This window comes from Microbacterium laevaniformans, assembly GCF_016907555.1.
In the GTDB taxonomy this organism is placed as follows: Bacteria; Actinomycetota; Actinomycetes; order Actinomycetales; family Microbacteriaceae; genus Microbacterium; species Microbacterium laevaniformans.
In genome coordinates, this window is sequence record NZ_JAFBCE010000001.1 from 457,128 (window position 1) to 475,130 (window position 18,003).

Here is an 18,003-nt window from a genome sequence, read left to right on the forward strand (position 1 = left end):
TACGGCGGACGGCTATGCGTGCGCGGTGAATCAGCATCGCCACCAGCAGGATTGTGTAACAATGTTCCGGTGAGTCGGTCCCTGTCCGTCGTCGCCGTCCTCGTCGCGGCGCTGTGCTTCGCCACGACAGGAACGTCGCGGGCGCTCGCCGGCGTGGATGCCGACGCCCTCTCGATCGGCGCGGCGCGCGTGCTCATCGGCGGCGCGCTGTTGGGCGTGATCGCGCTCGTTTCGCGGGCGCGGCGCACAGCGTCGCCGGCGGCGGTCGACAGCCTCCCGGTCCGACGGGGGGTCCCTGCGCTCGTCATCGTGCTCGTCGGAGCCGCCGGGGTGCTGGCGTACCAGCCGACGTTCTTCTCGGGAACCGGGCTCAACGGCGTCGCCGTCGGCACGGCCGTGGCGCTCGGTTCGGCGCCCATCGTCACCGGCGTGCTCGACAGCGTGCTGCGCCGCCGCCGCCCGAGCCTTCGCTGGAGTGTCGCGACAGCCGTCGCGATCGTCGGTGTCGTGCTGGTGTCGGGCGTGTTCGGCGACGGTTCCGCCGCACCGACCAGCCTCCTCGGCGTCGCCGCCTCCGTGGGCGCCGGCGCGTCGTACGCGCTCTACGCGATCGCGAGCAAGATGCTGCTCGAGCGCGACTGGACGGCGCCGGCGGCGATGGGCGCCGTGTTCGGGACCGCCGCGGTGCTGAGCGTTCCCGTGCTCGTGTCGACCTCGACCGCGTGGCTGGGCACCGCGAACGGCCTCGCGCTCGCCCTCTGGCTCGGCGTCGTCACCGTCACGATCGCCTATCTCCTGTTCGGTGCGGGCCTGCGCGGCCTGAGCCCGGCGACCGTGTCGACCCTCACGCTCGCCGAGCCGCTCGCCGCGACGGTGCTCGGCCTCGTCGTGCTGCACGAGCAGCTCTCCGCCGCCTCGGTGGCAGGGCTCATCGTCATCGCTTCCGGGCTCGTCCTGGTCGCCGCCCCCGCCCGTCCCCGGAGCGCCGGTGTCTCCGCGCCGGCGTGAGGGCGCGCCGCGGCCGACGGTCGACGTGCGCGTCGCCGACGCGCTGCGCGGCGAGATCCTGAGCGGAGCGCTGGCGCCGGGCGCGCCGCTGCGCGAAGAGGAGATCGCCCGCGCGCACGACGTGTCGCGGCATACCGTGCGTGCGGCCCTGGCCGCGCTCGGGGCGGAACGCCTCGTCCAGCTCGTCCCCTACGCCGGCGCCCGGGTCTCGGCGCTCGACGACGACGATCTGCGGGCGCTCCAGCAGCTGCGGGCCGCGCTGGAGACCGAGGCCGTAGGGCTGATCACCGAGGCGCAGGGCTCGGTGTGGTCGCCCGTGACGCGCGCGACGATCGAGGCGGCGATCGATGACCTCGCGGATGCCGAGGCCCGCGCCGACTGGGCCGCGACGATCCGCGCGCATGCCGCGGTCCACCGCGCGATCGTCGATGCCGCCGACAGCCCTCGTCTCGCGGAGGCCCACGCCGGCCTCGAGTCGGAGGTGCTGCTGCTGCTGACGCACGTGCGTCCCCACTACGCGCCGGGTGCGCTCGCCGCCGAGCATCGCGCCTACCTCGACGCGCTGCCCCGCGACGGGGGAGCGGCCGTCCGCGCGCATCTCGACCACTCGACGCAGCTCATCCGCGCCGCGCGCTGACCGGCACGCGCGGACGTCATCCGCAGAAAGTAACGAACTCCGCATGATTTCGCGGCATCCGTGCGGAGTTCGCGCGATTCTGCGGAGTTCGTGCGCCGCGCTGGGTCGGGCGTGAGGCGCGCTGACCCTCAGCCGGAGAAGCGCGAGAGGAACGCCTGCGTTCGCGGATGCTGCGGCGCGGCGAACACGGATGCCGCGGCGCCTTCCTCGACGATGACGCCGTCGTCGAGGAAGACGACCCGGTCGGCCACGTCACGGGCGAAGGCCATCTCGTGCGTCGCCATCAGGATCGTCGTTCCCTCCGCGGCCAGAGCGCGTACGAGTTCCAGCACCTCGCCCACGAGCTCGGGGTCGAGCGCGGAGGTGATCTCGTCCAGAAGCAGCACTTCGGGATCGGTCGCGATCGCCCGCACGATCGCCGCCCGCTGCTGCTGGCCGCCGGAGAGACGGTCGGGGTGTGCCGCCGCGAACTCCGCGAGGCCCACGCGTGCGAGCAGATCGTGGGCGCGCTCTTCGGCCCGTGCCCGCGGCATCCGATGCACGACGCGCGAGGCCAGCGTGACGTTGTCGAGCACCGACAGGTGGGGGAACAGGTTGTAGCTCTGGAAGACGGCCCCCAGGCGTGCGCGCACGCGGTTGCCGTCGACGCGGGGGTCGGAGATGTCGAGGTCGCCGAGCCAGATGCGCCCGTCGTCGATGGGTTCCAGAAGTCCCAGGCAGCGCAGCAGTGTCGACTTGCCCGATCCGGACGAGCCGATGAGGGCCACCACTTCGTGCGCGGCCAACGAGACGGAGACGCCCCGCAGGACGTCGCGCTCGCCGAACGACTTCCAGAGGTCGTCGGCGCGCAGGACGGAAGTGCCGGATGCCGCGGCGTGCCCGCTCACAGGATCGACCCCTGCTGCTCGCGCTCGCGCAGTCGAGCGGTGTACCAGTCGGTCAGGCGGATCGTCGGGATGGCCAGCAGGATGAACAGGATGCCGGCGACGACGTACGGAGTGAAGTTGTAGCTCAACGACGCCGACGAGCGGGCGGCGGCGATGGCGTCGATCGCGCCGAGGATCGAGATGAGTCCCACGTCCTTCTGCATCGAGATGAAGTCGTTCATGAGGGGCGGCGTCACCTTGCGGACAGCCTGCGGCAGCACGACCCGCCGGAGGGTCTGCACGTAGCCGAGGCCCAGGGCGCGGGCCGCCAGCCGCTGCGACGGGTGCACCGCCTCGATGCCCGCGCGCAGCACCTCGGCCACGTACGAGGAATAGGTGAGCGTGACCGCCACGACGCCGAGCACCACGACGGGGATCCGCGTGTTCATGATCGTCGGCACGCCGAAGCCGATCAGGTAGAGCACGATGATGAACGGCAGACCGCGGAAGAGGTCGGTGTAGGCCGCCGCGAGCACGCGCAGCGGAAAGAACACCGGCCCGCGCACGGTGCGTAGCACCGCGATCAAGAGCGCGACGGCCGACACGGTGACGAGCGAGATGCCGAGCACCTGCAGATTGATGAGGAAGCCGTCCCAGATCTTCGGCAGCGACTGCAGGGCGATCTGCGGGTCGAAGAACGCCTGCTGCACGCTCGCCCACCCGGGCGTGTTGATGACGCTCGCCCAGACGATCACCGCGAACACGAGGCTCGAGGCGATCGCGACGAGCACCGAGCGTCGCTCCCGCCCGCGGCGGAACGCACGCCGCTCGAGCTCGAGCGCGCTGGGGGAGTGAATGGTCACGGACCGACGTTACCCGAGCGGGTCACTTCAGCTGCGGCACGCCTTCGGTCAGCACCGACAGCCACTGCTTCTTCAGCTCATCGAGGGTGCCGTTGTTGCGAAGGGTGTCGACCGCGGCGCTCACCTTCGCGGTCAGCGGCGAGTTCTTCGCGAGCAGCAGTCCCCACTGGTCGGGGATGCCGGCGGCGGGCAGTTCGCCGACCACGAACGAGTTGTCGATGTAGGGCGCGTTGACCGCGACGTACGCGGTGGGCGTGTCGAGCACGATCGCGTCGATCTGGCCGGCTTTGAGGGCGGCGACGGCGTCTTCGTTGGAGTTGTAGAGCGACGGCGCCGTGGTCGGGGCGATCGCCTTCTCCAAGGTGGCGGCGCTCGTCGAGCCGGTCATCGCGCCGATCGCGAGGGGCTTCAGCCCCGCGATGTCGGTGATGCCCTGGGCTTTTCCGCCCTTGATCGCGACGACCGACTGGCTCGCCTCGTAGTAGGGCGTCGAGAAGTCGACGGCCTGCTTGCGCTCATCGGTGATCGTGTACTGCTGGATGTTGATGTCGAAGTTCTTCGGTCCCGGCGCGATGGCCGACTCGAAGGAGGTCCGCACCCAGACGACGTCGTCCTTCGCGAACCCGAGCTGATCGGCCACGGCGTAAGCGACCGCTGCTTCGAAGCCCTTGCCGGAGGCCGGGTCGTCGCCGTACACGTACGGCTCGTACGCCGTCTCACCCGTGGCGAAGGTGAGTTTTCCGGGGGTGATGTAGCCGGCATCCGCGTTCGCGGAGTCGGACGCCGCACCTCCCGGGCCCGAGGTCCCTCCGGCGCAGCCGGCGAGGGTGAGGGCGAGAACGGCCGCGGTGGCGGCGAGGGCGGTGCGCAGGATGGGACGCGGCATGGAGACCTCCGGGTGGGATGAGCGGCGCGCCGAATCGTGTGCGCGGATGCCGCGACATCCATCTTCCCCGCTGGCGCGGTGCCGGGCCTCGCCGGGCGACGCTTTGTTACAGGGTCTTCACCCGCGCCGCCCGAGCTGGGCGAGAGGTGTCGTCGGTCGAGGGGCGCCGCGCGCGGCGGGGTGATGCGGCGTCGGTGTTGCCGTGCCGCGCCACGCGCTCGATCCAGCCGCGGCGGGCAGTGTCATCGCTGAAGCGCACGGGCGTGAAGCGTGCGATGCCCACCGTGCGCACGCCGCAGTAGCCGAGAGTCGCCCGGGAGAGCGATGCTTCGGCGGCACCGCGGTAGACGAGGCGGTTCCAGAACCGAGGAGAGTCCATCGTCATGACGATGCGTGCGGTGCGACCGGCGAGGAGGCGGTCGGACAGGGCAGAGCGTTCGCGATAGCGGAACGTCGCGTTCGAAAGGAAGACACGGTCGATGAAAGCCTTCAGAGCTGCCGGTACGGTGCCCCACCACTGCGGATGGAAGATCGCGATGTGATCGGCCCAGAACAGGTCGTCCAGGTACCGGGCGACGTCCGGATCGAGCGGCAGATCGTGGGTGCGGCCGACGCGCGGCGCGCGCAGCTGGTCGCGCGTGCGGGGATGGTCGGGAATGGGGTCGTGGGCGAGATCGATCAGGCGCACCTCGGCGCCGGCGGCGCGGGCACTCGACACGTAGCTCTCCGCGAGCGCGTGGGTGAGGGTATCGGGCAGGGGCGTGCCGACGAGGACGAGCAGGCGGCGGTTCATGGCGTGCGACCTTTCGCGAGGACGATGTCGGTGAGTGCCGACAGATGGGCGTTGAGCGCGGCGGGGGTGATGCCGGTGCCGGAGGAGACCGGATCCAGGCGCGGATCGGCGAGCATCTGGGCGAACTCGGCCTCGAGCTCGCCGCCGGCCACGCGCACCAGCTTGACGCCCTTCGGGGTCAGCTCCAGAAGGATGCGGCGCCCTTCGCCCGCGGTGGTGCGCAGCCACCCGTCGGCGACCAGGGCCGGGACGCGCTTGCTGACCGCGGCTTTCGTCACCCGCAGGCAGCGTGCGAGCCCGGTGATGTCGATCGGCGCCCGCTCGGAGAGGGTCGCCAGGATCTCGAACAGGTTGAAGGTCACGCCGTGTCTGTCTCGCAACCAGGCGTCCGCGAACAGATCCAGTTCGCCGACGAGCTCGTGGAGGGTGACGGTGAGACGGGCGGCCATAGCCAGAGTCAACCAGTTGAAATCCCTGGTGTCAACTGGTTGACTCCCGCGGTCAGCGGATGCTGATCAGGAGATGCTGATCAGCCGATCCAGGTCGTCGTCGGGAAGGGTGTCGGCGGTCGCGGTCACCTGCAGGTCTACGAGGTCGGCGCGTCCGCGAAGGATGTTGAGGAAGGCGGTGTCCGCGGCATCCCGGCCCGTCGCGATGCGAACGAGCGTGTCGCGGGGTGCCAGGGTGGTGGCGTCGACGACGCGCCAGGCGCCGTCGACCCATGCTTCGGCGACGGCGTGGAAGTCCATGGGGTCGAGTCCCGGCGCGTACACCGCCACCAGTCGTGCGGGTACGCCGCCCGCGCGCAGAAGGGCGACGCACAGGTGGGCGTAGTCGCGGCAGACGCCGCGGCGGGCCAGGAGCGTGCGGACGGCGCCGTCGGTCGGCAGGCTCGAGCCGCTGACGTACGACAGCTCGGTGCCCACCCACGACGACACACCCGTCAGCAGGTCGCTCGAATCGCTGATGCCGCCGAACTCGGCCGCGGCCGTCGGCGCGAGTGCGTCGGACTCCGCGTAGCGGCTGGGGCGGCCGTAGACGAGCAGTTCCGTCTCGTCCGCGTCCAGCGGCGTGGCCGCGCCGTCGATGGTCGCCGCGTAGTCCAGTCGCAGGCGGCCGATCGGAGCGTCCACCCGGTGGAGGCGACCTCCGTGTGCGTCGGTGAGTTCGTGCACCGGCACGGGCGAGCCGTCGACGCGCACGTCGAGGGATTCGGATGCCGGGGCATACGCCCGGGATGCGGCCACGGCGAACACGAGGTCGGCGGGGTCGGTGACGTCGAGCTCGATGCGGGCGGTGACGATCCTCTGCATGCTCACAGGGTGGCATGGCGCCGCGCCGGCCGCGCGGGGGTTGACAGCAGCTCGACGCGTTTCGACGCGCGGCGCCCCGTGTCAGTAGGAGTCGCGTTCGGTGTCGTCGTACTCCGTCACCCATCGCGCCGCGAGGGCCTCCGACCCGCGGGCCAGGAGCGCCACATCGGCGCCGACGAGAATGAAGGCGGCGCCGTCGTCGAGGTAGGACTGCGCGACGTGCGGGTCGAACGCGTTCACCCCGACGGGAAGACCCGCCGCGCGGACGGCCGCGAAGGTGCGCCGCACGGCGGCGACTACGTCGGGGTGCGTCTGCTGTCCCAGCAGTCCGAGCGAGGTCGGGTGCGACGGGGCGCGAAGCGGCGTACGGGCGGCGATCGGCCGGGTGCACGTCGGCGACATCTCGCAGCACGCCTGGGGCGTGATGGACGTGCTCGTCGAGACGGACTTCCCCGACTGGCGCATCAAGTGCGCGATCAACGCCGAGGCCGGCAACATCCTGCACATTCCGCGCGAGGGCGGATACCTCAGCCGCATCTACGTCGACCTGGGCGCCGTGGCGGACGACGACGACCACCGCGTGCGTCAGACGCCCGTCGAGGAGATCATCCGGCGGGCCAACGAGATCCTGCACCCGTACACGCTCGACGTGAAGAGCGTCGCCTGGCACAGCGTGTACGAGGTCGGCCACCGGGTCACCGACGGCTTCGACGACGCGCTCGACGGCGGACGGGAGCCGCGCGTGTTCCTCACCGGCGACGCCTGCCACACGCACAGCGCGAAGGCGGGGCAGGGCATGAACGTCTCGATGCAGGACGGCTTCAACCTGGGGTGGAAGCTCGGCTCCGTGCTGAGCGGTCTGAGCCCGGCCTCCCTTCTGTCGCGCGAAAGCCTGAGGAGATCTCCGATCCTGCCGACCTCGCGACCTACTATCTCGCCACGGCCGAGTTCCCCTCGGGCTTCATGACCACCTACGCCGAGGGGACGGGAGTCGTCGCCGGCACTGCCCACCAGCATCTAGCAACCGGCTTCCCGGTGGGCAAGCGCTTCACGAGTGCGCCCGTCACCCTGGCGGCCGACGGCAACGTCGTGCATCTCGGTCATCACGCGAGCGCCGACGGGCGCTGGCGCCTCTACGCCTTCGCCGACCGCGACGGGCTCGCCGACGACTCGCCCCTCGCGCGCTTCGCGGCCTGGCTCGCCGACGACCCGGACTCTCCGGTGCGGCGCCATACCCCCGCGGATGCCGACATCGACGCGGTCTTCGACGCGAAGGTGGTCTACCAGCAGGGGTTCGACGACATCGATGTCACTCGTGCGCCGGCTGTCTTCCGCCCGCATTCGGGTGCGCTGGCGCTCACCGACTGGGAGAAGGTGTTCGCCGCGGCACCCCACAGGTGGAACGAGACCGACATCTTCGAGGCCCGCGGGCTATCGCGTGACGGTGTGGTCGTCGTCGTGCGCCCCGATCAGTACGTCGCGGCGGTGCTGCCGCTGGAAGCGACCGACGAGTTGACGGACTTCTTCAGCCGGTGGATGCTCCCCGTCGGGTGACGGGCTGAGACGCCGAGTGACGCTCAGTCGAGGTCGTCGTACCCGCTGAGGCGCAGCTCCTCGGCATCCATGTGTGCTTCCAGCCGGCGGGCGAGAAGGTCGTCGACCGTACCCTCACGCCGAAGACGCAGAAGGACCTCGCGCTTGCGATCCAGCAGGGCCAGCTTCAGTCGCGTCATCTCCTCGAAGCGCACGAGCGGCGATCGCTGGGTGAGGTCGATTCCGGTCGATGCGGCGAGCATCGTCAGCGAGGTCGCGGCATCGACCCCCACCGCGGCCGGATTGAGCCCCACGACGGGCCCCGCGCCGTCCACGACTGTCTGCGCACCGGTGTCGGGGGCCGACGGCGCCGCCACCATGCCCTCGAGCTGTGCGATCTGGTCGGCATCCGCGGCGGCCTGGGCGCGGGCGAAGGCACGCGCGTTGGCCAGCTCGAGCATGTCGTAGCCATCCTGACGAGCGCGCTCGCGCACCTCATCGCTGATACCGTGCTCGGCCGCGATGTCGTCGAGAGCGGCGATCGCCGCACCCGAGATGGTCCGCTGCGCCAGCTCGATCTCGTCGGCGGCCCACTCGTCGCTGGGGAGCTTCGCCCACCGGACGATGGCGGGAAGGAGCGGTCCCTGCACGAGAAGACTCAGCACGATCACCCCGGCCGTCACGAAGACCACGGCGTCGCGGCCGACGAGCGGCTGACCGGACGACGTCGTCAGCGGAACCGAGAGCGCGATCGCGAGCGACACGGCACCGCGGAACCCGGCCATCGTGCTCACGATGCGCGCGCGGTTCAGCGATCCCGGGCCGGAACGTGCGGTCAGCGCCGGCGTACGCGGGCGCGAGAAGGGGGCCATCAACAGCTGGAACACATAGCGCACCACCAGCAGCGCCGCCCACGCGGCCACGGTCAGCAGCACGAGGCCCCACACCTCGGTCGGGGAGATCTCGTGCAGGACGAGCTGCACTTCCAACCCGATCAGCACGAACAGCGCTCCGTTGAGCAGGTAGACGCCGAACGGCCACGCCGCCGTCGCGGTGCGGCGGGAGGCGGCGGTGGTGATGCGCGGCGAGGCCCAGGCGATGATCAGGCCCGCGAACACCACGGCGAGAACTCCCGAGGCGTTGACCAGTTCGGCGAGCAGGAACGCCGTGAACGGAACCAGCAGCAGCGTCACGTTGATCGACAGGGCATTGCGCATGCGCCGCAGCGCGAGGTACGCGAGAGCCGCGACGACGATGCCGGCGATCGCTCCGCCGAGGTAGGAGACGAGCACGGTGGCGGTGATCGACCAGCCCGTGACGGTGTCGCCGAGTGCGACGGAGATCGCGATGGCGTAGAGCACCAATGCAGTGCCGTCGTTGGTCAGACTCTCCGCCTTCAATTTCATGAACGTGCGCTGCGGAAGCAGTCGTCCGAGCGCGGCGACAGCCGTGGCATCGGGGGGCGCGACGGCGGCACCGAGGATCATGGCGGCCGGCCAGGGCAGACCGAACAGCGTGGCGACCCACGCGACGGCGAACGCCGAGGCGGCCACGAGCAGGGTGCTCATCGGGATGATGTAGCGCAGCGACCGGCGAACGCCCCGCAACGACGTCGTCAGGCTCTCCCAGAAGAGCATCACGGGCAGGAACAGCAGCAGCACCGTCTCCGGCGGCAGCTCGATGCGGCGCAGCGCCGGCACGAAGCCGAGCAGCAGGCCGAGGATCAGCAGCACCAGCGGTGTCGCCAGGCGCAGGCGCGGCGCGAGGAGCGTTCCCGCCAGCACCGACAGCCCGAGCAGGACGGTGACTTCCAGACCTTCCATGGCACCCCGATTCCGCGCAGACCTCCCGACGGATTTCCGTCGCAGCCCAGTGTGCGCCACAGACACAGCGTTTCAACAGGTCTGCGCATTCCCGCCGCGGCGGCCCGCTCGCAGCCGGTCGTCTCGCCGGTTCCGTATTCCGTCTCGGCGCCGTGCCCGGTGCCGGTCGGCTGCGCGAATCCGGGGTCGCCGCGGAGGCGGGCGCGTGCGCAGACTGAATACGGCACAGGGGACGGGCGCGCCGTCTCACGGGCGGCGCCTCCCGGACGGGGCCTCGCGGGTCGACGTGGACCCGCCGCGGGCCTCACATCACGAGTTCACGCGAATGATCTCCTGCTGGTACGGGGCGATGACGTCGCCGGAGATCCGGCAGTCCAGCAGCAGGAAGGGCCGGTCGGATGCCGGGACCTGCACCCACCGCGCGAGCTCGTCGAGGTCGGCGAGCGTGCGCACGACGACACCTCGAGCCCCGACCGCGGAGGCGAGACCCGCGAAGTCGACCTCGGGGATGAGCATGGGCTCCCGGGCGAGGCCCTGCAGGCCGTAGAGGTTGATCTCGGCGCCGTACGCGGCGTCGTTCCACACGACGGCCAATCCGCGGCCCGCCGCCACGCGCACAGCGGATTCCAGATCCGACAGTGCCATCAGTCCGCCGCCGTCGCCGGTGGACAGCACGATGGTGGCCTCCGGCCGAGCCCGGGCGGCGCCCGCGACGGAGGGGAATCCCAAGCCGATCGACTGGTACGCCGTGCCGACCATCATCATGCGGTCGGGCGAGGCCACCGACCAGTACATGTTCGCCCAGCCGAGGAAGTGGCCGCCGTCGGTGACGACGACGCGGTCGCGGGTGGAGGGTGCGCTCTCGAGCAGCTCACCGATGCGCTCAGCGACCGACCGTGGGTCGAGACGGCCGTCGGGCGCCAGGGGGTCGCCGCCGTCGCGGGCGCGCAGCGCTGCGATGTCCACGCGCTCGCGCCAGCCGCTGGGCGCGGCATCCCTCGTCGCCAACTCGTCGCAGAGGGCTTCGACGACGAGGCGTGCATCGCCGCGGATGAAGCCGCCGACGTGCGGGTGCGTCGCCGCGGGAGCGATGTCGACCTGGACGACGCGGGTGCCCGGGGCGAACAGGGCGCCGAAGCGCATCGTGAACTGGTTGAGTCCCGCGCCGAAGACCACCGCGACGTCCGCCGTCGCGATCAGCTCCATGGCGCCGTCGGCGCCGAACCCGCCGGTGACCCCGAGGTCGAACTCCGGCCGAGGGAACATCCCGCGACCCAGCGCCGTGGTCGCCGTGACGGCGCCCGTCGCGTCCGCCAAACGCCCGAGAGCATCCGCGGCCCCCGAGATCCACGCGCCGCGACCCGCGATCAGCACCGGGCGCTCCGCGGCGGCCAGTGCGGAGGCCAGGTCGGCGATCGCTGCACGGGCGAATGGAGACGGGGCGATCGGTGCGGGCAGTGTCGGCTGCGGCGCGGTGGGCACCGAACCCGCCTCGAGCTTGGCGACGTCGTAGGAGATGGCGAGCACCGTCGGCACACGATAGGCCAGCGCGTGCTCGATCGCGATGACCGTGGTGGCCGCGGCATCCGCCCGTCCGACGGTGTACGTGCGCGCACCCACCGCCGAGGCCAGGGCGATCTGGTCGACGTCCCACGGACGGGGGCCCGACGTCGGTTCGTCCCCGACGACGAGCACGAGCGGCACGTGCGCCTGGACCGACTCCGCAAGAGCGGTCAGCGTGTTGGTGAAGCCGGCCCCGTAGGTGGCGGTCGCGGCGGCGAGGCGCCCGCTCGCCCGATGATAGGCGTCCGCCGCGACGACGCCGCCCGCCTCGTGGCGCACCGCCGTGTAGTGCACGTCGGTGGAGCGTTCCAGGGCGTCGAGAAAGTGGGCGTTGCCGTTTCCCATCACGCCGAAGACGTGGTCGATGTGAGCGGCGAGGGCCTGGGCGACGTGCGCAGAGACGGTGGACATGGGGCCTCCGGGAGACGAAACGGTGAAGGGATGCCGTATGTGTCTCGCGTGCCCCTTTTTCGAGCACCGGATGCCGCGTCGCGTCCGGACCCGTCGAGTATAGAAGAACGGATGTCGTCGGCGGCGGGCAGGATGGGCGCATGGACTCCGTCCGTCTGCGCGCCACGCGTCTGGTGCATCACGCCCTGGTCGTTCCCGACGCCGGCCTGGGGCCCGCCGCGCGCCGGCTGACCGCCACGCAGGCGCAGGAGTTCTGGGCGGGGCGGTGGGCTCTCGGCATCCGCACGGCGGGGGAGGTCACGCTCACCGACGTCGACGACGCCTTCGCGCGCGGTGTGCTCGTGCGCTCGTGGACGCAGCGTGGAACCCTGCATATCGTCGCCGCCGAAGACCTCGCCTGGATCCTCGAGCTGACGCGCGAGCGGCAGCAGCGGCAGGCGGCGGGGGTGCACCGTGCGTTCGGCATCGAGGCCGACGACATCGTGCGCGCCGAGCGAGCCGTCGGGGCCGCGCTCTCGGGCGGCAACCGCCTGACGCGAAACGAGGCGGCGACGGTCATGGCCGCCGCCGGTGCGGATGTCGCGGGCTCCCGCGGAGGTCACCTGATCTCGGCCCTCGCCGTTCGCGGGGGTGTCGTCTTCGGTCCGGTCGTGCCGCGCGACGGCGCGCTCACGCGGGAGCAGTACCTCGTCGCCGCCGACGACTGGCTGCCGGATGCCGCGGCTCCCGCCGAGCCCTGGGGCGAGCTGTTCGTCCGGTATCTCGCCGGGCACGCACCGGCCACTCTCGACGACTTCCGCTGGTGGGCCGGCGTTCCCGTCGGTATCGCCCGGGCCGCGCGGGAAGCCGCCGGCGATCGGGTCACGGCGCTCGACGAGGGCCTTTTCCTCGGCGCCGACGCGCCAGCCGGCGGCGCGCCCGAGGCAGTCTCCGGAGTGCTCGCGCTGCCGCCCTTCGACGAGTACTACCTCTCGTACGCGGACCGCTCCCGAGTCTGTCCGCCGGAGCACCTCGCAACGATCGGTCCGACCCTCAACGGTCTGGTGCGTCCCGTGCTCATCGCCGGGGGAGAGGTGTTCGGCACCTGGCGTCACTCGACGGCGGTCGGCAGACACCATCTGCCGCCGATGCCCGACCCCTTCGCCGCCGCGGTCGACGCGGCATCCGTGGAGGCCGCTCTCGGGCGCGTCGCCCGGTTCTTGCGCGTGTAGCGCTGCGCCTCCTCAGGCGAACAGACCCGCCCCGACGTACGAGCCCTCCTCGGCTCCCGGGGGAATGGCCCACAGACCGGAGCCGATGTGGCGGATGTACTCGTTCAGCAGATCCCTCGACAGCGCACGCTGCAGGGCGATGAACTGCGCGGGAGAGCGTTGGTACGCGAGGAAGAACAGGCCGGCGTCGAGTCGTCCGAGATCGGTGTTGCCGTCGACGTAGTTGTAGCCGCGGCGAAGGATGCGGATGCCCTTGTTGAGGCCGGGATGGGCGAGGCGCACGTGGCTGCGGGCGTCGATCGCGGGCTGGCCCGTGGCGCCGACGGCGGAGAAGTTCGGCGCTGTCTGCTCCTGCCCGCCCGAGAGCGGCGCGCCGTGCGCCTTGTCACGGCCCGTGATGCGCTCCTGCTCGCTCAGACGCACGCGATCCCACGTCTCGATGAGCATCGCGATCTTGCGCGCCACGAGATAGGAGCCGCCCACGAGCCAGGCCGGTTCGTCGCCGTCGCCGACCCAGACGTGCTGATCCAGCGCCGCCTGATCATCGGCGAGGATGTTGGCCGTGCCGTCCTTGAACCCGAAGAGGTTGCGGGGCGTGGCCTGATCGGCGGTCGTCTTCGACGTCTTTCCGAAGCCGAGCTGCGACCAGCGCAGCCGTGCTCGGCCGAAGGCGATGCGGCTCAGATTGCGGATCGCGTGCACGGCGACCTGCGGGTCGTCGGCGCAGGCTTGGATGCACAGGTCGCCGCCGGTGTGATCGGGCTCCAGGTCGTCGCCGAGAAATGCCGGCAACGCGGTGAGCAGGGCGGGCCGACGGTCGGCGAGTCCGTAGCGGTCGGTGCCGTCGGCGGCCGTGAACAGGGTCGGTCCGACGCCGAACGTGATCGTCAGCCCGTTCGCGGCAAGGCCCAGCGCCTCACCGGTGTCGTCCGGCGGCGCCTCCGGCGAGCCTCCCACCGCGCCGCTGGCCGACACATCGAGGCCCTGGGTCATCCGCGCCGCCGCGTAGGACCAGTCCTGGAGAAGCTCGATCAGATCCTCGCGGGTGGTCCCCGCCATCATGTCGAACGACGCGAAGTGAAGATGGTCCTGGACGGGCGTCGTGATCCCGGCCTGGTGCGCGCCGTAGAACGCGTAGGGCGACGCCGCGCCGACGGCGCCGCGCGTGCGGCCGACGGCGACGCCAGCCGCCGCTCCGGCGCCGGCGCCGACGGCGAGCCCGGCGGCGCCGACACCGGCCGCGAGGCCCAGCAGGCCCCGACGGCTGAGGCCGGCGCGCGGCGCGGGCTCGAGGCGGTCGTCGCCCGCGAGGGCGGGGTCGGTGCTCATTGCAGGATCGTGGACGTCAGCTTGGACAGCGGCTCGGCCAGCGCGTTGATCAGGTCGGTGAGCTCGCGCTTGTCGGCCTCGCTGAGCTGCCGGTAGTTCACGAAACCGGCGCTCAGCGAGCCGTGGCGCGCGAGAGGGGCCTCGAGGGCGGCGTAGCCGCTGTCGATCCGGCCGGCGAGCTCCGTTCCGGTCGCGCCGGAGGAGACGGCGAAGTCCTTGACGAGCGAGAACGCCATCCTCGATCCCTCGACGTTGGCCGCGAAATCGTACAGGTCGGTGCCGCTCCACCAGTCCTCTTCGCCGCTGATCTTGCCCGTGGCCACTTCGTCCAGCAGAGAGATCGCGCCGTTGGAGATGCCGCCGATGCCCTGCGCGTCGAGCGCCTTCTGGAACGCGTCGCCGTGCACGTACGCGTTGAGCTCGCCCACGTCGGCGATCAGCTTCGCCCCGGAGGTCGCGCGCTCGGCGGGCGTCGAGGGCGCCCAGTCCTTCCAGGCCGGGGTTGACCCGTCGGAGTTGAGGGCATCGGGCGCCGGAACCCAGAGGTCCTTCTCGATGCGGTGGAAGCCCGTCCAGTCGAGGCCTTCCGCGACGGCATCCACCTCGCGGTAATCGATGCGGGGATCGAGATCGCCCAGCGACTCCGCCACGGGTTCGATCCGCTCGTAGAACGCACGCGTGGTGGGGAACAGGCTCCGCGCCTTCTCATCGTCGCCGGCCTCGTAGGCGCTCACGAAGGCCGCCACGGCCGGGACGAGCTGTTCGACCTGATCCTTGACGAACGACGCGTACAGATCGACGGCCTTCTGCTTCTGCGCGGCGTCGTCCCCCGTGGCCGTGACGGCGTCGCCCGTGACCGTGAAGGCGGTGCGTCCGATGCCCTCACCGACCATGCCGGGCTTGCACAGCGTGACGTAGTCGCCGGGCTGGGCGACGACGGTGAGGGTGCGTGAGGCGCCGGGAGCGACGTTCTCGACCTCGCCGACGATGCGCAGACCGTCGGCGGCGAGGAGATAGAACTCCGTCACCTGCGAGCTGGCGTTGGTCACCGCGAACGCGAGCGTGCCGCTGGTGGCGGTCGCGGTCGACACCGTGCACGCCGTGTCGGTGGAGGTGACGGTCAGGGCGTCGGACGCGGCGACGTCGGTCTTGGCGACGCAGCCGGCAAGCACGAGGGCGGTCGCGCCGAGCGCGGCGACGGCTCCCCAGGTGCGTGTGCGGGTCATGATGCTCCTTGGTGGTGGGAGAGGTCCGCGTGGTGCGGAACCGGCGTGAGGGGTGCGGATGCCGAGGCCCGGGCGGGCCGGCGACCGAGTCCCCGGACGAAGAGGGTGCCGACGACGGCCATGTACAGGGCCCAGGCGATGACCTGCAGCCACGACATCTGCGGCATGAAGCCGACGGTGGCCTGGAGGATCGCGGCGAGAGGGCTTCCCGGCGCGATCGCCGCCGAGAGGTCGAACGCCCAGCCGAAGGGGAAGCCGGCCGCCCCCACGGCGACCGTGCCGCCCACGATGGGTGCCAGCGCGGAGAACGGACCGGGAAGGGCGCCGGCCTCCTGCAGGTCGTGGATCGCGTACGCCAGGACGCCGGCAGCGACGATCACGAGGAAGCCGCCGGTCCAGCCGAAGAAGACGCGGAGGTCGAGGCGCACCATTCCGCGGGCGAGGAGCCACCCGAGGATGACGGCGGCGGCGAGGCCGAGCAGCGCGCCGGGAAGGGCGGAAGGCGTGTCGCCGAAGGACTGCACCATCGACCACAGCAGGAGCGTCGTCTCGATGCCTTCGCGGGCGACGGAGACGAATCCGATGAGGACGATCCCCCAGAGGCCGCCCGTCGCGAGAGCCCGGTCGACTCCGCCCTCGAGGGTCTTCTTCATCGTGCGGGCGGTCTTCTGCATCCAGAAGATCATCCAGGTCACCATGCCGACGGCGACCAGAGAGAGCAGGCCGCCGATCAGCTCCTGTGCTTCGAACGTGAGGGCGTAGGCGCCGAAGGTGAGGATCGCGCCGATGCCGACGGCCAGGGCGACGGCCAGGCCCACGCCGATCCACAGCCGGGGAAGGACGTCGCGCCGGTCGATGCGGCGCAGGTAGGCGACGAGGATGCCGACGACGAGCGCGGCTTCGAGGCCTTCGCGGAGGCCGATCAGGAAGGTGGCAAGCACGAGCGTTTCTTCGGGGAGGGGAAGTGAGGTTAGGCGAACCTCACAAACAGCGAGCGTACACTGCTGCGTCGCGCCCACTCAACCGTCGTCGCGCCTGCTCCCGGGCAGATGCCGGTGCCGGATGTCGTCAGCCCTGGGCGTGCCGGTCGAGGAAGGCGTACACCTCGCCGTCGTCGACGCCGGGGAAGGCGCCGCGCGGCAGCGGTGAGAACATCTGCATGTGCACGCGGGCACTCGGCCACGCGCGACCCTCCCAGCGCGCCGTGAGCTCGGCATCCGGACGCCGGCAACACGACTCGTCGGGGCACGTCGAGATCGCGCGCTTCTGCGTCTCGCGGCCGCGGAACCAGCGCGCGTCGTCGAAAGGCACCCCGACGGTGATCGAGAACTCGCCGTCCGAGGTGCGTCCGGTCTGCGACGAGCACCAGAAGGTACCGGCGGGGGTGTCGGTGTACTGGTAATGCTCGACCGTGCGGTTCTGCTCCGAGAAGGCGGCGCGCGCGGCGAAATGCCGGCACACGACCTGTCCCTCGACCGATCCGGTGACGTCCATCGGCAGCGGCAGGTCATCGTTCTCGTAGGCGCGGGTGATGGCGCCCGAGCCGTCGACCCGCAGGAAGTGCAGGCGGATGCCGATGTGCTGCGTCAGGAGGTTCGTCAGTCGCATGCCCGCGGCCTCGTGGGTCACGCCGAAGGCATCGCGGAAATCCTCGACGGCGAGGTTGCGGTCCTTCTTCGCCTGGGCCAGGAAGGCGACCGAGGCGGTCTCGGGCATGAGGCAGCAGGCGGCGAAGTAGTTGATCTCGAGCCGCTGCTGCAGGAAGTCGGCGTAGTCGCTGGGTGGTGTGTGCCCGAGCAGGCGGTGGGCCATGGCCTGCAGGGCCATCGAGCGCAGGCCGTGTCCGCCGGGGATGGATGCCGGCGGCAGGTAGATCCGGCCGTTCTCCAGGTCGGTGACCGAGCGGGCCGAGTGGGGGAGATCATCGACGTAGATCAGCTCGAATCCCAATTGGGACGCCATGATGCTCACCGTGCGGTGGGTGAGGGCCCCCGAGACATGGCCGGCGGCCTTCAGCTGCTTCTCCGCGAGCTTCTCGATGTCGGGGAGGTAGTTGTCCTTGGCGCGCATGCGCAGGCGCAGCTCCGTGTTCGCCCGCCGGGCCTCTTCCGGAGTCGCGATGGCTGCGCGCTCGCGACGCTGCAGCTCACGGTGCAGCCCCAGCACCGACTCGATCGTCTCGTCGGAAGTCGCTTTGGTCACCCGCAGAGCCGGGATGCCGAGGCTGCGGAAGACGGGGGACTGCTGTGCACGTTCGAGTTCGAGCTCGAGGGCGGCTCGACGGTTCGGCGGCTCGGCCGACAGCAGATCGGTGACGTCCGTGCCGGTCGCGGAGGCGATGGCCTGCAACAGTGACAGCTTCGGCTCGCGTTTGCCGTTCTCGATCAGGCTCAGCTGGCTGCCGGCGACACCGACGATCGCGCCGAGCTCGTCGAGCGTGAGCCCGTGCGACACGCGCTGGTGACGGATGCGATGCCCGAGCGTCGACAGCTCCAGGGAGGTGGGTGGCATTCCTTGAGCATAGCGAAAGAATCACGTTTC

At 71.0% G+C, this 18,003-nt stretch carries 15 protein-coding genes and 2 pseudogenes; 4 read left to right on the forward strand and 13 right to left on the reverse strand.

All coding sequences use genetic code 11. The features are described 5' to 3' along the window. Nucleotides 1–69 precede the first annotated feature (69 nt). Both JOE53_RS02070 and JOE53_RS15075 read left to right on the forward strand, forming a co-directional pair. Entirely contained in the window at nt 70–1,008 is a 939-nt protein-coding gene (locus JOE53_RS02070) for a DMT family transporter (RefSeq protein WP_204946622.1), read from the forward strand. Between the two features lie 25 nt (nt 1,009–1,033). Next, nucleotides 1,034–1,645, forward strand: coding sequence for a GntR family transcriptional regulator (locus JOE53_RS15075; protein WP_271171007.1), 612 nt, complete (start codon nt 1,034–1,036; stop codon nt 1,643–1,645). A gap of 128 nt (nt 1,646–1,773) precedes the next feature. Here JOE53_RS15075 and JOE53_RS02080 read toward each other — a convergent pair whose 3' ends face one another. The 7 genes and pseudogenes from JOE53_RS02080 to JOE53_RS02110 form a co-directional block, all read right to left on the reverse strand. After that, the gene (locus tag JOE53_RS02080) at nt 1,774–2,532 is read right to left on the reverse strand and encodes an amino acid ABC transporter ATP-binding protein (protein ID WP_204946624.1); all 759 of its coding nucleotides are present in this window, start codon (nt 2,530–2,532) and stop codon (nt 1,774–1,776) included. Further along, nucleotides 2,529–3,374: an amino acid ABC transporter permease gene (locus JOE53_RS02085; RefSeq protein WP_204946625.1), complete on the reverse strand. Its 846-nt coding sequence runs from the start codon at nt 3,372–3,374 to the stop codon at nt 2,529–2,531. Before JOE53_RS02085 ends, JOE53_RS02080 begins: the two co-directional genes overlap by 4 nt. Nucleotides 3,375–3,396: 22 nt before the next feature. Then, nucleotides 3,397–4,260: an ABC transporter substrate-binding protein gene (locus JOE53_RS02090; RefSeq protein WP_204946626.1), complete on the reverse strand. Its 864-nt coding sequence runs from the start codon at nt 4,258–4,260 to the stop codon at nt 3,397–3,399. A gap of 106 nt (nt 4,261–4,366) precedes the next feature. After that, on the reverse strand, nt 4,367–5,053 hold the full coding sequence (locus JOE53_RS02095) for an NAD(P)H-dependent oxidoreductase (RefSeq protein WP_036289614.1): 687 nt from the start codon (nt 5,051–5,053) through the stop codon (nt 4,367–4,369). Continuing rightward, nucleotides 5,050–5,502: a MarR family transcriptional regulator gene (locus tag JOE53_RS02100; RefSeq protein WP_036289616.1), complete on the reverse strand. Its 453-nt coding sequence runs from the start codon at nt 5,500–5,502 to the stop codon at nt 5,050–5,052. The genes JOE53_RS02095 and JOE53_RS02100 overlap by 4 nt, the downstream gene beginning before the upstream one ends. 66 nt (nt 5,503–5,568) lie before the next feature. After that, on the reverse strand, nt 5,569–6,366 hold the full coding sequence (locus JOE53_RS02105) for a transglutaminase-like domain-containing protein (protein WP_036289618.1): 798 nt from the start codon (nt 6,364–6,366) through the stop codon (nt 5,569–5,571). A gap of 81 nt (nt 6,367–6,447) precedes the next feature. After that, nucleotides 6,448–6,702: pseudogene (locus tag JOE53_RS02110) on the reverse strand (2-dehydro-3-deoxyglucarate aldolase); the annotation flags it as partial. Between the two features lies 1 nt (nt 6,703). On the opposite strand from JOE53_RS02110, the pseudogene JOE53_RS02115 reads away from it, so the two are divergent. Further along, nucleotides 6,704–7,920, forward strand: a pseudogene (locus tag JOE53_RS02115) (FAD-dependent monooxygenase); the annotation flags it as partial. 23 nt (nt 7,921–7,943) lie between these two features. Here JOE53_RS02115 and JOE53_RS02120 read toward each other — a convergent pair. Together JOE53_RS02120 and JOE53_RS02125 are read right to left on the reverse strand one after the other, a co-directional pair. Next, nucleotides 7,944–9,722 (reverse strand): Na+/H+ antiporter, encoded by a 1,779-nt coding sequence (locus JOE53_RS02120; RefSeq protein ID WP_204946627.1) that lies wholly within the window; start codon nt 9,720–9,722, stop codon nt 7,944–7,946. 309 nt (nt 9,723–10,031) lie between these two features. Further along, nucleotides 10,032–11,696 carry a thiamine pyrophosphate-binding protein gene (locus JOE53_RS02125; protein ID WP_204946628.1) on the reverse strand — a complete coding sequence of 555 codons (1,665 nt, stop codon included), beginning with the start codon at nt 11,694–11,696 and terminating at the stop codon, nt 10,032–10,034. Between the two features lie 140 nt (nt 11,697–11,836). On the opposite strand from JOE53_RS02125, the gene JOE53_RS02130 reads away from it, so the two are divergent. Further along, a complete protein-coding gene (locus tag JOE53_RS02130; RefSeq protein WP_204946629.1) occupies nt 11,837–12,907 on the forward strand; it encodes a winged helix DNA-binding domain-containing protein in 1,071 nt (356 codons plus the stop codon). A gap of 12 nt (nt 12,908–12,919) precedes the next feature. Here JOE53_RS02130 and efeB read toward each other — a convergent pair whose 3' ends face one another. The 4 genes from efeB to JOE53_RS02150 all read right to left on the reverse strand — a co-directional run bounded on the left by efeB (nt 12,920) and on the right by JOE53_RS02150 (nt 17,973). Then, entirely contained in the window at nt 12,920–14,236 is a 1,317-nt protein-coding gene (gene efeB / locus JOE53_RS02135; protein WP_204946630.1) for an iron uptake transporter deferrochelatase/peroxidase subunit, read from the reverse strand. Continuing rightward, complete coding sequence (gene efeO, locus JOE53_RS02140) at nt 14,233–15,462, reverse strand: iron uptake system protein EfeO (protein ID WP_204946631.1); 1,230 nt, start codon at nt 15,460–15,462, stop codon at nt 14,233–14,235. Before efeO ends, efeB begins: the two co-directional genes overlap by 4 nt. Continuing rightward, nucleotides 15,459–16,403, reverse strand: coding sequence for an iron uptake transporter permease EfeU (gene efeU, locus JOE53_RS02145; protein WP_204946632.1), 945 nt, complete (start codon nt 16,401–16,403; stop codon nt 15,459–15,461). The genes efeO and efeU overlap by 4 nt, the downstream gene beginning before the upstream one ends. 127 nt (nt 16,404–16,530) lie before the next feature. Next, nucleotides 16,531–17,973, reverse strand: a complete 1,443-nt coding sequence (locus JOE53_RS02150) for an XRE family transcriptional regulator (RefSeq protein ID WP_204946633.1) — start codon at nt 17,971–17,973, stop codon at nt 16,531–16,533. Between the last annotated feature and the right edge of the window lie 30 nt (nt 17,974–18,003).

What these genes read in the sequence shown, in the direction of transcription:
- efeO (WP_204946631.1), bottom strand. Translation starts at nt 15,462, where the DNA reads ATGACCCGCACACGCACCTGGGGAGCCGTCGCCGCGCTCGGCGCGACC.
- efeB (WP_204946630.1), bottom strand. Translation starts at nt 14,236, where the DNA reads ATGAGCACCGACCCCGCCCTCGCGGGCGACGACCGCCTCGAGCCCGCG.
- JOE53_RS02120 (WP_204946627.1), bottom strand. Translation starts at nt 9,722, where the DNA reads ATGGAAGGTCTGGAAGTCACCGTCCTGCTCGGGCTGTCGGTGCTGGCG.
- JOE53_RS02150 (WP_204946633.1), bottom strand. Translation starts at nt 17,973, where the DNA reads ATGCCACCCACCTCCCTGGAGCTGTCGACGCTCGGGCATCGCATCCGT.
- JOE53_RS02125 (WP_204946628.1), bottom strand. Translation starts at nt 11,696, where the DNA reads ATGTCCACCGTCTCTGCGCACGTCGCCCAGGCCCTCGCCGCTCACATC.
- JOE53_RS02105 (WP_036289618.1), bottom strand. Translation starts at nt 6,366, where the DNA reads ATGCAGAGGATCGTCACCGCCCGCATCGAGCTCGACGTCACCGACCCC.
- JOE53_RS02095 (WP_036289614.1), bottom strand. Translation starts at nt 5,053, where the DNA reads ATGAACCGCCGCCTGCTCGTCCTCGTCGGCACGCCCCTGCCCGATACC.
- JOE53_RS02090 (WP_204946626.1), bottom strand. Translation starts at nt 4,260, where the DNA reads ATGCCGCGTCCCATCCTGCGCACCGCCCTCGCCGCCACCGCGGCCGTT.
- JOE53_RS02130 (WP_204946629.1), top strand. Translation starts at nt 11,837, where the DNA reads ATGGACTCCGTCCGTCTGCGCGCCACGCGTCTGGTGCATCACGCCCTG.
- JOE53_RS02100 (WP_036289616.1), bottom strand. Translation starts at nt 5,502, where the DNA reads ATGGCCGCCCGTCTCACCGTCACCCTCCACGAGCTCGTCGGCGAACTG.